The organism is Candidatus Propionivibrio aalborgensis (genome assembly GCF_900089945.1).
Classification (GTDB): Bacteria; Pseudomonadota; Gammaproteobacteria; order Burkholderiales; family Rhodocyclaceae; genus Propionivibrio; species Propionivibrio aalborgensis.
The window spans coordinates 1-12138 of record NZ_FLQY01000129.1 but is presented as its reverse complement, the minus strand read 5'-3'; the positions used below and the strand labels follow the sequence as shown (position 1 = coordinate 12138).

Annotated in this window: 19 protein-coding genes; 1 reads left to right on the top strand and 18 read right to left on the bottom strand. The window is 57.5% G+C overall.

The features are described 5' to 3' along the window. From PROAA_RS19070 to PROAA_RS07920, 12 genes are all read right to left on the bottom strand, one after another. The coding region (locus PROAA_RS19070; RefSeq protein WP_186410840.1) for an OsmC family protein at positions 1 to 492 on the bottom strand (492 nt) is incomplete at its 3' end. 98 nt (positions 493 to 590) lie between these two features. After that, positions 591 to 1025 carry a VOC family protein gene (locus PROAA_RS07970; RefSeq protein WP_186410839.1) on the bottom strand — a complete coding sequence of 145 codons (435 nt, stop codon included), beginning with the start codon at positions 1023 to 1025 and terminating at the stop codon, positions 591 to 593. An 81-nt stretch (positions 1026 to 1106) separates the two neighbouring features. Then, the gene (locus tag PROAA_RS07965; protein WP_186410838.1) at positions 1107 to 1640 is read right to left on the bottom strand and encodes a lipocalin family protein; all 534 of its coding nucleotides are present in this window, start codon (positions 1638 to 1640) and stop codon (positions 1107 to 1109) included. 180 nt (positions 1641 to 1820) lie between these two features. Next, the gene (locus PROAA_RS07960; RefSeq protein ID WP_186410837.1) at positions 1821 to 2072 is read right to left on the bottom strand and encodes a GlsB/YeaQ/YmgE family stress response membrane protein; all 252 of its coding nucleotides are present in this window, start codon (positions 2070 to 2072) and stop codon (positions 1821 to 1823) included. 52 nt (positions 2073 to 2124) lie between these two features. Further along, positions 2125 to 2745 carry a DUF937 domain-containing protein gene (locus PROAA_RS07955; RefSeq protein WP_186410836.1) on the bottom strand — a complete coding sequence of 207 codons (621 nt, stop codon included), beginning with the start codon at positions 2743 to 2745 and terminating at the stop codon, positions 2125 to 2127. 39 nt (positions 2746 to 2784) lie between these two features. Beyond that, a complete protein-coding gene (locus PROAA_RS07950) occupies positions 2785 to 3186 on the bottom strand; it encodes a DUF3597 domain-containing protein (protein ID WP_186410835.1) in 402 nt (133 codons plus the stop codon). A 144-nt stretch (positions 3187 to 3330) separates the two neighbouring features. Further along, positions 3331 to 3774 carry an OsmC family protein gene (locus PROAA_RS07945; protein WP_186410834.1) on the bottom strand — a complete coding sequence of 148 codons (444 nt, stop codon included), beginning with the start codon at positions 3772 to 3774 and terminating at the stop codon, positions 3331 to 3333. Between the two features lie 134 nt (positions 3775 to 3908). Beyond that, positions 3909 to 4142, bottom strand: coding sequence for a thioredoxin family protein (locus PROAA_RS07940; RefSeq protein WP_186410833.1), 234 nt, complete (start codon positions 4140 to 4142; stop codon positions 3909 to 3911). Between the two features lie 15 nt (positions 4143 to 4157). Further along, complete coding sequence (locus tag PROAA_RS07935; RefSeq protein WP_186410832.1) at positions 4158 to 5036, bottom strand: permease; 879 nt, start codon at positions 5034 to 5036, stop codon at positions 4158 to 4160. Between the two features lie 60 nt (positions 5037 to 5096). Continuing rightward, positions 5097 to 5735: a toll/interleukin-1 receptor domain-containing protein gene (locus PROAA_RS07930; protein WP_186410831.1), complete on the bottom strand. Its 639-nt coding sequence runs from the start codon at positions 5733 to 5735 to the stop codon at positions 5097 to 5099. Between the two features lie 270 nt (positions 5736 to 6005). Further along, positions 6006 to 6560, bottom strand: coding sequence for a flavodoxin family protein (locus PROAA_RS07925; RefSeq protein ID WP_186410830.1), 555 nt, complete (start codon positions 6558 to 6560; stop codon positions 6006 to 6008). 55 nt (positions 6561 to 6615) lie between these two features. Continuing rightward, positions 6616 to 7317, bottom strand: coding sequence for a pirin family protein (locus PROAA_RS07920; protein WP_186410829.1), 702 nt, complete (start codon positions 7315 to 7317; stop codon positions 6616 to 6618). A gap of 103 nt (positions 7318 to 7420) precedes the next feature. Between PROAA_RS07920 and PROAA_RS07915 the strand changes: the two genes are divergently transcribed. Beyond that, positions 7421 to 8368 carry a LysR substrate-binding domain-containing protein gene (locus tag PROAA_RS07915; RefSeq protein WP_186410828.1) on the top strand — a complete coding sequence of 316 codons (948 nt, stop codon included), beginning with the start codon at positions 7421 to 7423 and terminating at the stop codon, positions 8366 to 8368. Between the two features lie 45 nt (positions 8369 to 8413). Here the strand turns inward: PROAA_RS07915 and PROAA_RS07910 are convergent, their stop codons facing one another. The 6 genes from PROAA_RS07910 to PROAA_RS07885 all read right to left on the bottom strand — a co-directional run bounded on the left by PROAA_RS07910 (position 8414) and on the right by PROAA_RS07885 (position 12028). Then, on the bottom strand, positions 8414 to 8854 hold the full coding sequence (locus tag PROAA_RS07910; RefSeq protein ID WP_186410827.1) for a GFA family protein: 441 nt from the start codon (positions 8852 to 8854) through the stop codon (positions 8414 to 8416). A 171-nt stretch (positions 8855 to 9025) separates the two neighbouring features. Next, on the bottom strand, positions 9026 to 9670 hold the full coding sequence (locus PROAA_RS07905) for a LysE family translocator (RefSeq protein WP_186410826.1): 645 nt from the start codon (positions 9668 to 9670) through the stop codon (positions 9026 to 9028). Positions 9671 to 9755: 85 nt separating this feature from the next. Further along, positions 9756 to 10433, bottom strand: coding sequence for a DUF2442 domain-containing protein (locus PROAA_RS18860; protein ID WP_222102159.1), 678 nt, complete (start codon positions 10431 to 10433; stop codon positions 9756 to 9758). 96 nt (positions 10434 to 10529) lie between these two features. Continuing rightward, a complete protein-coding gene (locus PROAA_RS07895; protein ID WP_222102158.1) occupies positions 10530 to 10796 on the bottom strand; it encodes a BrnA antitoxin family protein in 267 nt (88 codons plus the stop codon). A gap of 16 nt (positions 10797 to 10812) precedes the next feature. Continuing rightward, entirely contained in the window at positions 10813 to 11082 is a 270-nt protein-coding gene (locus PROAA_RS07890; protein WP_186410824.1) for a BrnT family toxin, read from the bottom strand. A gap of 133 nt (positions 11083 to 11215) precedes the next feature. Beyond that, positions 11216 to 12028: a type I restriction enzyme HsdR N-terminal domain-containing protein gene (locus PROAA_RS07885; RefSeq protein WP_186410823.1), complete on the bottom strand. Its 813-nt coding sequence runs from the start codon at positions 12026 to 12028 to the stop codon at positions 11216 to 11218. Between the last annotated feature and the right edge of the window lie 110 nt (positions 12029 to 12138).

Genomic DNA, 12138 nt, shown 5'->3' with positions numbered 1-12138 from the left:
GGTGACGGACAGCGCTGGTGGATGCGCCAGCGTCTGGTACACAACACAGTACCGCTCCGTCAGGCGCTGGAGGGTGGCGAGTTCCTCTTCCGAGGCGTCGGTATCGAGCTTGAACTTCAAGCGTATGTTCTGGAAACCAACGGGGACATCCTTGGACAGCCCCAAGGTTCCGCGGAAGTCGAGATCGCCTTCTGCCAGTAGCGAGGCATCCCGCAGTTCGATGCCAAGCGCCGTAGCCACCGCGTTCAGCGTTACCCCCGCGCAAGCGACCAGCGCTTCGAGCAGCATGTCGCCCGAGCACGCGGCCTGCCCGCTTCCACCAGTGGCTGGATGCAACCCAGCGACGACAAGTGCCTTGCCGGTTTCGATCTTGCAGCTCACACCTTCGCCGATGCGGCCTTCCGCGTGCAGAGTGACCAGCGCGGCGTCCGGGGTATCGCGATAACGTTCCTTCAGCGGAGCCTGGACAGACCGCAAGTCATCGGCATTCATATGGATAGACCTCCTGACGATTGATTTGTGACGACCAAAGAATGAAATGGGCTCCCTCGATTCAGGAGGCATCGGATATGTCTGATTGGGCACACACCCTAGAGGTCAAATGGAGCCCCCTGTGCCACAGCTTCCGGCCGCTGCTTCCAGACGTCCGACGCGTCGATATACAGCTCTATCATATTGCCATCGGGGTCATTGAAGTAAATGGATTTGGCCACCTCGTGATCGTACGCGTCGACCTTGAGGCCTGTCGCTTCAAGGTACAGCTTTGCCTCGCGAAGTTCGTCGATGTGGCTTCCGATCTTGAAGGCGACGTGGAAGAGCCCTGGTGAATCCTCGGGCGCGTCCGGCGCACTATCGCCGACCGCCTTTATGGCGAAGTCGTGATGATTGCCCAAAGTAAAGAAGGTCATTGAAAACGAAGGCAATCGAGCTGCGATTGGCATTCCGAGAAGCCCGTTATAGAAGGCTTCGGCGCGTTTTTGATCGCGCACCTTGATCACTACGTGCCCAAGTGACTGGATCTTCATGTTTGCGCCTTTCGTGTGAAACGGGAATGGTTTGGTTGCACTACATCGTCAGATCGCGCGCTCGTATGCAGACCAGCCATTTTAGTGAGGCTGACTTGCGAGCGATTTGTCGTGATCGACAAAAATCAATTTGCTCGTGTCAAAACCCGCTGCTGCCGCTTTCGCTGTGAGGGTATTCTTCAGGTCCTCACCGATTTCTGGTCTTCTGGCCAGAATCCATAAGTAGGATTTATCAGGGCCGGATACGAGTGAGTATTGATAATTCTCATCAAGTTCGAAAACGATATAGGAGCCATAAAAAGGGCCAAAGAAAGAGACCTTCAGGTATCCCTGATCCGGTTTTTTAACGAAATATGCTTTTCCTTCAGCTTCTTTCCGTGAATCATCTTTGGCAGAGTAACCCCGGTTTAATACTCTGACACCGCCGTCATCCCTCAAGCTGTATTCTGCTGTTACCTGGCTCAAACCTCGTTCAAACGAATGATCCAGCCGCGCAATTTCGTACCATTTCCCCAGATACTTCTCCAGTCTGAAATTATCAACCGGTGTCACATCTTCAGGGATGCTTGTACATCCCATCATGAATACAACCAATGCAATTGACAGTTTCTTCATCTGAAAAGTCTCTTCAAAGCGTGGTCCGAGGCAACCCCCTGGGATGGCTCGCCCGCAGCACCCTGACTTTAGCGCCGGCTCACCCGTCGGCCTTGCTGCCAAGGCATCAAACCATTGAGGTCCAGGCCAGCACAGTCTGCTCCCGATTATTCGCGAACGTGCCTTGCGGCGCGGCCGACGCTATTTCCTGCGGAAGATACCGAGCTTGCCCAGGATGAAGATGAGCAGCGCCGCACCCCCGACCGCAACCCCAAAGCGCAGGATGCCTGTGGGCGCGATGCCCAGCATTCCCGCGATCCAGTAGCCGAGCGATGATCCCACCACGCCCACCAGCACGTTGGCGATCAAGCCCATCTGGGCGTTGGTCTTCATGACGATGCTCGCCAGCCAGCCGACGATTCCGCCAATAATCAAGGAAACGATCACATTCATCTTTGCACTCTCGGTGTGTTTGAAACGTTCAGCGTGTTGAGGGGTAAGGCGATCAACGCATTGCCTTGCCGGCTATTCGCAGGATGTCATCCAGCGCGTTGCCGTCACCGTTCATGTCGAGCATCGAGGCGAGTCCCGACGAGGCTGCACCCTGCGGCGCGTGGCCAAAATTCTGGCCGCCCAGCAGGCCGCCAAGCAGATCGCCGAGACCGCCCCCCAGGCCACCCCCCAAGGCAGCACTCGGGGAGGGCTGCGCCTCGGCTCCGGTACCCTGCTGCTTCGCCAGATAGCCAGTAACCAGCATCGCGAGCATCGGCAGCATCTTCTTGAGCAGGGACGGGTCAAGCCCCGACTGCTCAGCCACATTCTGCGCAACCGCTCGGCTCACATCCTTGGAGCCGAAGATCTGTCCGAGCACGTTATTCCCCTGACTGACGTCCGTCGGCTGCGGCGCCAAAACGTTGTCGAGCAGTCCGCCACCGCCAAGTTTCCCGAGCAGACCGCCAAAGCCTTCGAGGCCTGTGGGCTGCGACTGAGCCTGCTTCTTGAACCCGCCGAGGATGGCCGGGGCAAGCGCTGCGGCGCTGCTCGCCGCCTGGGCTTCGTCGACGCCCAGTTCCTGAGCCATCGATTTGAGGCCGCCCATCTGGGCAAGGATGTCCGTGATCTGCATGTTCTCTTGCTCCCTTGGCTTGGCGGTGGCGCTGCTGGTTCAGTCCAGGAGGTCCTTGGGCACATTGCCGCCGTTGGCGGCGATGCGCGCCAGCACGGTCTTGTGCAGCCAGATGTTCATCTTCGCGGAATCCCCCATCAAGTCAGCCGGGCAGCCCAATTCCGTGGCCAGCTCCTTGCGTGCCGCGAAGCTGCTGTCGATGTCGAGCAGTTTCAGCAGGTCGACAATGGATGTCCGCCAGTTAAGCTTCTGTGGGTTGGCCGACGCGCGCTGCTCCAGTTGCGCAACGACATCGACGAGCGCGACCGCGGGTGTTGCGGGTGCAGCCGACGTTGCGGCCGGGGTTGCCGGTGCAGTTGGTGTCGCAGGTGCGGCGGTTGGTGCCGGGGCGCTATCGCTACCGATGCCAAGCTTTGCGAGGATATTGCTGAAAAAACCCATTCTTTTCTCCTTTGGTGATTTGTGGAATGCCATGGCCTCGCCCGATTGCAGGTTGCCGGGTTGACCATCTGGAGCTTAGCAGAGATTGCAGAAGCCTTGGCTGACCGGCTGGTCGAGTTCAGGCGAGAGCCAAGTCGGGTTGAGTCATGCCAAAGACTTCGCCACCACCACAGCGTTCAGGTGCGTTGTGGCGGAGAGCGAATTGGTGATCAGGCAGCTCGTCTCGGCTTTTCCAAGAATACGCTGTGCTCTTTGCTCGTTTGTATCCGGAGGCACGTCAAGTGTGGCATTTGCCTTGAACTGCGTGAACTTCGTTTTTCCCTCGCTGCGTTCGAGCGTGCCCTCGACGTCACAGCGCAGCGACAGCCACGATAACCTCGAGACCTTGGCGATAGCCCGAAAAGTGAGAACGAAGCAATCTGCGATGGCCGCTACCAAAAGTGTTTCCGGGGACCAGCGGTCACCGGGGCCACCGAACTCTTGAGGTGGCGCAGATGGCAGCGTTTCCAGTTTCTCTGACGACAAGCTGACGTCGCCCTCGGGCGCTGCATTCGCTGCAACCCGGTAGTGGTGAGGAAGGTTTTGCATGGTGAAGCTCCAGCAAGCTGTGCGGGAACAGGCCATCACGGTGAATGCGGATGCGCCGGGATATGCCCCCAAGGGTGACAAACGCACAGCGGCTGGCAGGCAGGCGGGAATGAATCGACAGGCGAACTTTGCGCCTATTTCACCCAGCCTTCTACCATCTTTCGACCGGGAATCGATCCTGAGTGCACTACGACGTTATCGACGACGACTGCCGGAGTACTCATTACGCCATAGTTCATCATTACTTCTGGATTGGTTTCTTTAACTACATTGACGGAGGCGTCGAATTCGGTGGCAACCGTCTGGATGAGCTCGGCGGTCTTGGTGCACTTGGCACAACCACTGCCCAATACCTTAATTTCCTTCATCTCTATCTCCTGGCTTCAATAGATCGCATTTAGAGTCCACCCCACAATGGTAAAGGATGCCAGCAGAAGCACAAAAATAGTCGCCAGCAAGCGCCAAGTCATCACCTGCTTCAACAATATGAACTCCGGAAAACTTGCGGCCACTGTACCCAGAAAAACTGCCAGGGGGACAGACCACCATTGGCCGCGCCCAAGGTTCGCCTCAATCCAGGCAACCGGCACAAAGCCGTGCAATGCCGCGCCAAGGCCGACACCGATGAAGATCCATTTCCAGACACGACTCAGAATATCCAGCAACTCTTGTTTGGCGAATTCATGCCGATCACCGAAAGAAAGCGCCGATCTGCTGGTGCCTTCGCCAACTGCGGGCTTCACCGATTGATACGCCTTGAGCGCAAAGGGTTGCAGGAGTCGTTCGGCATGGATAAGGTCAAGAAATATTCCGCCCGTGATTCCGACTGCCAATCCAACCAATACATAGACAATGGTTATCTTCCACCCCACCAAGCTCAACAAAAGCAATACGGCCACTTCATTTATCAGCGGCGACGTCAATAGAAATGACATTGTTATTCCAACGGGAATGCCACCCGATGTGAAGCCAAGGAAGACAGGAATGCTTGAACAAGAGCAAAACGGCGTTATCGCTCCGAATATCGATCCCATGAAATATCCGACAAGCCTGTTTTTTTTCGCCAGATAATCCCGGATTCTTTCGACGTTTAGAGACGCGCGGATCAGCGCAATGAAATAGATCATTACGATCAGGAGAAAAAATATCTTGGTCGTATCCTCAATGAAGAAGTGCACTGCATCGCCCAGCTTTGAGCGCGGCGCAAGGCCAAACAGCGTAAAAGCAATCCAATCAGCCAAGGTCGTAAAAATGGTCAGCATACGGGGCCGAAACGTTGTCGACAAAGGGCGTTCGCCCGCTTCAAGAAGGTACCACCCGTCCTATGGGATGAGCTTGGCCATGCCGCGCTTGCCTTCTTTGAGACGGGCAAAGCGGAAGACAGTCGGGTTTGCATTCACCACGTCATCGAGCTTCTGGTCGGTCAGCTCCGGATCGATTCGCCGACGCAGCCGCTCATAGCTGACCATTTGATATCCACGTTGATTGAGGTACGCGAGGATCGCCTTGACGGTCGCGTCCTGCTGCGGAGGCTCGGGCGTATTGGCAGACGTCTCCAGGTCTTCTTCCGACGTCGCATCGGCCTCGATTTCGCGAATTCGCTCGATCAAGAGATTCCAGGGCAGGGAACCCGGGATCGAGAAGTCGAGCGACTGAATCGGTTCCAGGCGAGGATGAACGGCGCATGCCTCCAGCTTGACCGGGATGACGGTCTTGCCCTTGCCAAGCCCATAGGCCCACTCGAACGTGACGTAGGAAGACTGCGCCGAATTCTCACTGAGCGCCACAAGCACGGCAATTGATTCCGATATGCCGCGCTCTATTCCATTGCGCCAGTCGCTGCCCGGCCGAAGCTGCCCCTGATCTCGCCACAGATTGATTCCCGCCTCCGCAAGCTTGATACCAGCGAGTTCGGCAAAGTAGTGGTCCTTGGTCGAGTAGCTGATGAAGACGGTGGTCATTGCGCATCCCGATAAAAAGTGGGTGGACGTAAGGTCTAGCGACGCCGCGGAAAAGCTCGTTTCATCGCCACATTCTGCAGATAACCCTCAGGGATATCAAGAGTCGGTCCGTTCCCAATCAGGCATGCAGCACGTTCGCCAGACAGCTGTCCCGGCGAGTGTGGCCCCCTCGTCATCGCCCGATAGGGCAAAGCACTCCTCGCACTCGCAAAACGCCACGCTTCTGGCGAACGCCGCCGGGCCCGCGTCGGCGGGTGCCGGTCGCGTCACTCAGCCTTTCAGCCGGGCGGCGGTTTCGGCAACCCGCTTGCCGAACAGGCGCGCGGTTTCCAGATCGCCCGGCAGCATCTCCGCCGGGCTGCTGTCCGACGGCGACTGTGCCATGGCGCCGCTGAATGAGCCGACGTAGTTGATGTCGTTGCGTTGCGCCGCCTTGGCATTGCTCGGCATCATGCCGGTACCAACCCAGACGCCCGAATGCTGCATCGCCAGGGTGAACATGTAGTGCAGGGTCGACAGCTTGTCGCCGTTCATCGTCGCGCTGTTGGTGAAGCCGGCAAACAGCTTGTCCTTCCATTGCTGCGTGAACCAGGGCTTCGACGAGGCATCGGCGAACTTCTTGAACTGCCAGCTGACGCTGCCCATGTAGGTCGGGCTGCCCAGGATGATGGCGTCGGCGGCGGCCAGTGCCGCCCAGTCGGCTTCGCTCAGATTGCCTTCCTTGTCGATCGCGATGAGCGTAGCGCCTGCCCCGTCGGCCACGGCTTCGGCCATGCGCTGCGTGTGTCCGTAACCGGAATGGAATACCACTTTGATGTTTGCCATTTTCAATGCTCCTTGTTTCTACGTGTTGAGGAAAAAGCGTTTGTGTTAACGGTGTTCAAGGTGCCAGGTCGAAGACCAGAACCTCGGCATCGTGGCCCTGGCTCAATGCAATCCGTGCTTCGCCTTCAAGTGCTGCCGCATCGCCGGCGGTCAACACCGTGCCGTTGACATCAAGACTGCCGCGAATCAGATGAACATAGGCTTTGCGTTTCGGGTCGAGCGCCAGCTCCGCCGACTCGGCGCCATCGAAGAGGCCGGCATACAGCGCGGCATCGGCGTTGATCCGTACCGACCCCTCGGCGCCATCCCTTGAAGCCACCAGGCGCAGGACGCCGCGCTTTTCTGCATCGGCGAAGCGTTTCTGTTCGTAGCCCGGCGCGATACCGGTGACGGCTGGCTGGATCCATATCTGCAGCAGGTGCGTGATCTGGCTTTTGGCATGATTGAATTCGCTGTGAGTCACGCCCCTGCCGGCGCTCATGCGCTGGACATCGCCAGGGGGAATGGTCTGGACATTGCCCATGTTGTCCTCATGGGCCAGCTCGCCGGAAAGCACATAGGTGACAATCTCCATGTCGCGATGGGCGTGCTTGCCGAAGCCGGTGCCCGGCTCGATGTGGTCTTCGTTGATGACGCGCAGATTACCCCAGCCCATGCGGGCAGGATCGTAGTAGTCGGCAAAGGAAAACGAATGTTTGCTGACCAGCCAGCCATGGTTGGCGTGGCCGCGTTCGGCGGATTTGATCAGGTTCAGCATGTCGGGCCTCCTTGTGATGATGATGGTTAGGTTGAGCCCAAAAGGAGGGCTTTGGAGCCTACCGTTTTGATGGCATCATTCAAATTTTCTGAATGCGATCTCGATGCCGACAGCCCGCGACGTATTGACCCCCGACGCCTTGTTCATGCTGCAGACCATTGCTGCCGAAGGCAGCTTTGCCGCTGCCGCCCGCGTCGCCAACATGGTGCCGAGCGCGCTGACCTATCGCGTACGGCAGATGGAAGAGGCCTTGGATGTGCTCCTCTTCGATCGTTCGTCGCGTCAGGCCCGCCTCACCGCGGCCGGCGAGGAACTGCTGCGTGAGAGCGAACGCCTGCTGGCCGACATCGATGCCGTCGCCAACCGGGTCAGGCGCGTCGCCACGGGCTGGGAATCCCAGTTCACCATCGCCATCGACGGCATCATTGATCGGACCACGGTCCTCGAGTTATGCGAGGCTTTCTTTTCGCTGAATCCGCCAACCCGAATCCGGCTGCGCGATGAAACGCTGGCCGGGACGCTGGATGCCCTGTCATCGGGTCAGGCCGACCTCGCGCTGGGCGTAGTGATGGAAGCCAAATCGGCACCCGGCCTGGCGCGGGAGCCGATGGGCGGCCTGCACTTCATTTTTGCCGTCGCCCCCCATCACCCGCTCGCCGCCGCCGCAGAACCACTGAGCGACGATTTGATCCGTCGCCACCGGGCCGTGGCGGTGGCCGATTCGATACAGCGCGGCGCCGATCTCACCATCGGCCTGTTGCCGGGGCAGGATGTGTTTACGGTACCCAGCCTGTCGGCCAAACTGGAAGCCCAGATTCGTGGTCTGGGCGCCGGTTTCCTGCCCGCCTGCATGGCGCAAACCCATATCAATGCAGGACGCCTGGTCGAAAAATCCGTGGAACGCACGGAGCACAAGTTTCAGGTCAGTTATGCCTGGCGAAAATGCAACAGGACAGAAAGGGGCCGTGCCCTGCAGTGGTGGCTGGGCCAGTTGAAAAGCCCTGTCACCCGCGCCGCGTTGCTGGGCCAGCGCCCCGGCGCGCTGCCTTAGTCCGCAGCGCGGTCGAACATTTGCACTCGCCGGCGGGTGATTCGATCAGGTCTGCTGATCCGAGGCGGGTGACGGTTTCGGAGGCACGGGCTGTTGCTCGACTCGCTCCAGCGTTGGATCAAGGCACGCCCAGTTCGGCGCACTTTCAGCCCAGATATTCATGTCCGGGTGAATGGATGAGGGTTCATCCAGGTTGCCGGCACGGACAACCCTGAACTGCGGGCGGGCGGACGACCTGGCAAAGAGGTGTGCACCGCAAGCGGGACAAAACTGGCGAGTCACCACATTGCCACTGTCTGCCGTTTTGGTGTATTCGGATAGCGTTCCGGAGATTGTCAATGCATCGGCAGAGACAAGCAGGTTCACCGATCCGTTTGCCGCGAGATGCTGGCAATCGCGGCACCAGCAGACTCGCGTTGCGAGAGGTTCGGCGGCAAGTTCGAAGCTCACTGCGCCACAAAGGCAGCGCCCGGTTCTTTCAGTCATTTCTTCGTTCCTCCATCGATTCAATTTGACCAAACGCAGAAGCTAGCCGACGTTGAGCGGACTTATCGCATTGCGCCCCCCGGCGCCGCTGGGTTGAGCGTCGATACCCAGCGATTTCTTATCAACCGTCCTGTTTTCAGGGGTGCGCCGCCGCCAAGGCCGGGGTCGGGGCTATTTGGCACCGCGCGACCCCGCGAACGCAGCGAAGAGGCCAAGACCGATGAAGACTCCGCCGCCGAGACGCCGACCTAAGCGCCGAACAGCGCTACGGCGCAACGCTGGCGCCGCCGCACCAGCGGCCAAAGCGTAGCCGCTGTCGGTTACTGCGGCGATTGCAACGAACAGAAAGCCCAGTGCCATGCTCTGAAACACGGGCGGTGCATCGGGGTTCAGGAACTGCGGCAGGAAGGCCACAAAAAAGATCGTGGTTTTTGGATTGAGCAGAGCTACGACGAAGCCGTCACGAAAGATGCGCGGATGCGGCGCAGCAGCGGGAACGGCGGCTGAATTCTCGACAGGGGAGGAACGGAGCATTCGCACGCCGAGATACACAAGGTAGAGCGCGCCGGCATACTTGACCACGGAAAAAGCAAGTGACGAAACCGCGAACAGCGCGGCAAGACCCACGGAGGCCGCAAAGGCGTTGCCGAGGTTGCCGAGAGCGACACCTGCCACCGACACCACGCCAGACCGGCGCCCCTGAACAAGGCTGCGCGTAACGATGTAGATCACGCTAGGCCCGGGCGTGACGGCGAGGACAAGGCTCGCAAGCAGGAATGCGGAGAACAGAGGCCAAGGTGGAAAGAGATCGGTCATCGCGGCAACCATGAACGGGTCAATCGTCTCAATTAAGCGGCCGGCACGGTACTATCGCGCCAGTCCGCGTTGAATGAACAAGCGGCTAGCCGGATGAGCGCGAGACAAGCGGAAACGTTTCAGGATGGCGAATGGATTCTACCGACAAATCAATATCAAGCTCAGGCCAGTAGAGATGCTCAGGAGTAGGCGCTACGACATGAGAAATCTGGTCGATAGTGGCCTTACGAAACCATGGGAATTGCTCAAATGGCAGAAGGATTTCTTCATCGGCCAGCAGTAGCCACAAGCCGTGCTTAGAAACGTGAGTAACCTCAGGCGCCGAAATGACTGTGCCAAGCATTCTTGATCTCCCCGAGATGGGTTTCGATAACCGACTGCGCTTCGCGAAGCTGCCTTTGACAGAAATCAATTGTGGTCCGTCCCTATTATTGCGTTCCGTTCTTGCGATGGTTTGCTCGAGAACCGCGACAAGCTTCTTGGCTTCGGTAACCGAAAGAGTGAGAGGCATCATGTCGTAGCTGGCGACGCTGGTTGCGACAAATTCGAGGCCAACCAGTTTTTGTGCGTCCTTTTCAAGAATGTGAACCTTGACCCGGGTTCTCATCATTGATGGGCCAGAACCTTCGACTTCACCGACAGTTTGCGCAATAGTGGCATTGAAAATTGCCCCCTTAAGGCTGCCACGCCTTACGACGTTGAAGACGAAATAGACGCCAATACCGACGAATATCAGCCAAAAGAAAGAGTCAAAATTGTTCATAGGCGCAAGGGATCAAGATGCCCTTGTAGTAGAGCTAACCGGCCGGCGCGGCCTTATCGCGCCGGTCCGTGTTGATGGATGGGTTGGAACCCATTTCTACGTGCTACGTAAATGGCGTGCCACGTACTGCCGAAGCACACCATCCATGCGCGACTGCCAACCTTCACCCGTGGATTTGAAGTAGGCAACAACCTCGGGACTGTAGCGCACCGACACAAGCAACTTCTTGTTCTCTGATTTCGGTCGGCCACGAAGCGCACGAATTGGAACCATGGCATTCAGTTGCTTTGGCGTGAGCGGTTGTGCGTCCAGATCGCTCTTGGCTGCCGCTGTAATGGCTTTGTCCTCAGCCGCGGTAGGCATGCGAACAGTAAGCCTTTTAGATATTTTCGACATAGTGTTTTACCTCACGACGATTGGCGCGGCGTAGGCTGATGACCCTTCGCACATCGCCACGGTCTACAAACGCCACGTAGTACAGGATCTCGGTTTTCGGAGCGAGCGCGATCATTCGCGTCTCGTTGTACTCGACCCGGTCATCAACCCACACCAACGCGGCTTCCCAATCGAGTTCGCCTGCAAAGGTCAGGGAAACGCCATGTTTCGTTTGGTTTGCCAAATCCTTGGCTGAGTCGAACTCGATTCGCATGTTTTACTGTAGCTACAGTAATGACGTATGTCAACTCAGATTGCTATGTGTGCGCCTATGGGGCCCAACGTAGAAGTCACCGGCGCTGCGCGGCTTTATCGCGCAGCGTCCGTGTGGACTGCCGGGTTGGGCATTACGCGGAACCATCCGGGATTGCTGCCGGAACAACGTCTGGTTCTTTTTCACCTACCTTCGAGTTCGATGCACGTAATGCTTTCGCAGCGGCTTTTGCAATCTTCTTTCGTGCCTCTTCTGCCTTCTCGCCCTCGATTACTTCGCGCTTGATTACCTCGCTTAGGAGTACCTCCTTGATTTGATCAATATCGATCCGAACGTCAGGGGAAACACGGCGAAGCTCTCTGCGAATAACTTCAAGAACAGGGTTTGTTTGGAGCATTGCTCCAACAAAGAAACGAGACAAAGCCTGCCTCTGGGTGTGGTATTCGCCTAAGACGGACCGCTGCCAGCCTTCCTTGCACCATAAGTAAATGAGTTCAAGGTCGTGTTCGGAGCGGGAGTTGAGGGTCGAGAAGTCAATGTCGACGACGAGTTCATGATCTATTGGTTTGGCAAATGTCAGACGGTATACGCGCCAGCACATTCCGTTCGTGAGCAGAACCCATTCAACCCCTTGGTTGGCGGCATAGTCGACCGCCTGTTTTACGTGTTGGTCTTTGAGGTCCAGCCCAATCGCCTTGACCTCGATAAGCGTCTGCAATACGCCATCGATCTTTGTCGCAAGATCGCAGTACGTTCCGCGGATGGCATATTCAGACGTAAGGTCTGTGTATTTGTCGTATCCAAAAATGTCACTCAGCATGTCTTTGATGATTGTGACGGTATCGGCCTCGCCAACATCTCGTGCCTTCGCGGCAACGAGAATGGGTTGATATCTCTTGATTCCGGCGATCAAGCGCTCGGCGACTTTTTTGGGAATGGATGCCATGTTCTTCCTCCGGGAAATGTGAGTGTGTGGTTAAGACTGTAATGCCCAACGAATGAAAGGGACTTCCCCGTCCCGAGGTAGCGGCGGAAGCCGCAATCGGCAACGCGTGC

Coding starts and splice junctions, on each gene's coding strand:
- PROAA_RS07970 (WP_186410839.1), bottom strand. CDS start 1,025: ATGAAGATCCAGTCACTTGGGCACGTAGTGATCAAGGTGCGCGATCAA.
- PROAA_RS07965 (WP_186410838.1), bottom strand. CDS start 1,640: ATGAAGAAACTGTCAATTGCATTGGTTGTATTCATGATGGGATGTACA.
- PROAA_RS07960 (WP_186410837.1), bottom strand. CDS start 2,072: ATGAATGTGATCGTTTCCTTGATTATTGGCGGAATCGTCGGCTGGCTG.
- PROAA_RS07955 (WP_186410836.1), bottom strand. CDS start 2,745: ATGCAGATCACGGACATCCTTGCCCAGATGGGCGGCCTCAAATCGATG.
- PROAA_RS07950 (WP_186410835.1), bottom strand. CDS start 3,186: ATGGGTTTTTTCAGCAATATCCTCGCAAAGCTTGGCATCGGTAGCGAT.
- PROAA_RS07945 (WP_186410834.1), bottom strand. CDS start 3,774: ATGCAAAACCTTCCTCACCACTACCGGGTTGCAGCGAATGCAGCGCCC.
- PROAA_RS07940 (WP_186410833.1), bottom strand. CDS start 4,142: ATGAAGGAAATTAAGGTATTGGGCAGTGGTTGTGCCAAGTGCACCAAG.
- PROAA_RS07935 (WP_186410832.1), bottom strand. CDS start 5,036: ATGCTGACCATTTTTACGACCTTGGCTGATTGGATTGCTTTTACGCTG.
- PROAA_RS07930 (WP_186410831.1), bottom strand. CDS start 5,735: ATGACCACCGTCTTCATCAGCTACTCGACCAAGGACCACTACTTTGCC.
- PROAA_RS07925 (WP_186410830.1), bottom strand. CDS start 6,560: ATGGCAAACATCAAAGTGGTATTCCATTCCGGTTACGGACACACGCAG.
- PROAA_RS07920 (WP_186410829.1), bottom strand. CDS start 7,317: ATGCTGAACCTGATCAAATCCGCCGAACGCGGCCACGCCAACCATGGC.
- PROAA_RS07915 (WP_186410828.1), top strand. CDS start 7,421: ATGCCGACAGCCCGCGACGTATTGACCCCCGACGCCTTGTTCATGCTG.
- PROAA_RS07910 (WP_186410827.1), bottom strand. CDS start 8,854: ATGACTGAAAGAACCGGGCGCTGCCTTTGTGGCGCAGTGAGCTTCGAA.
- PROAA_RS07905 (WP_186410826.1), bottom strand. CDS start 9,670: ATGACCGATCTCTTTCCACCTTGGCCTCTGTTCTCCGCATTCCTGCTT.
- PROAA_RS18860 (WP_222102159.1), bottom strand. CDS start 10,433: ATGAACAATTTTGACTCTTTCTTTTGGCTGATATTCGTCGGTATTGGC.
- PROAA_RS07895 (WP_222102158.1), bottom strand. CDS start 10,796: ATGCCTACCGCGGCTGAGGACAAAGCCATTACAGCGGCAGCCAAGAGC.
- PROAA_RS07890 (WP_186410824.1), bottom strand. CDS start 11,082: ATGCGAATCGAGTTCGACTCAGCCAAGGATTTGGCAAACCAAACGAAA.
- PROAA_RS07885 (WP_186410823.1), bottom strand. CDS start 12,028: ATGGCATCCATTCCCAAAAAAGTCGCCGAGCGCTTGATCGCCGGAATC.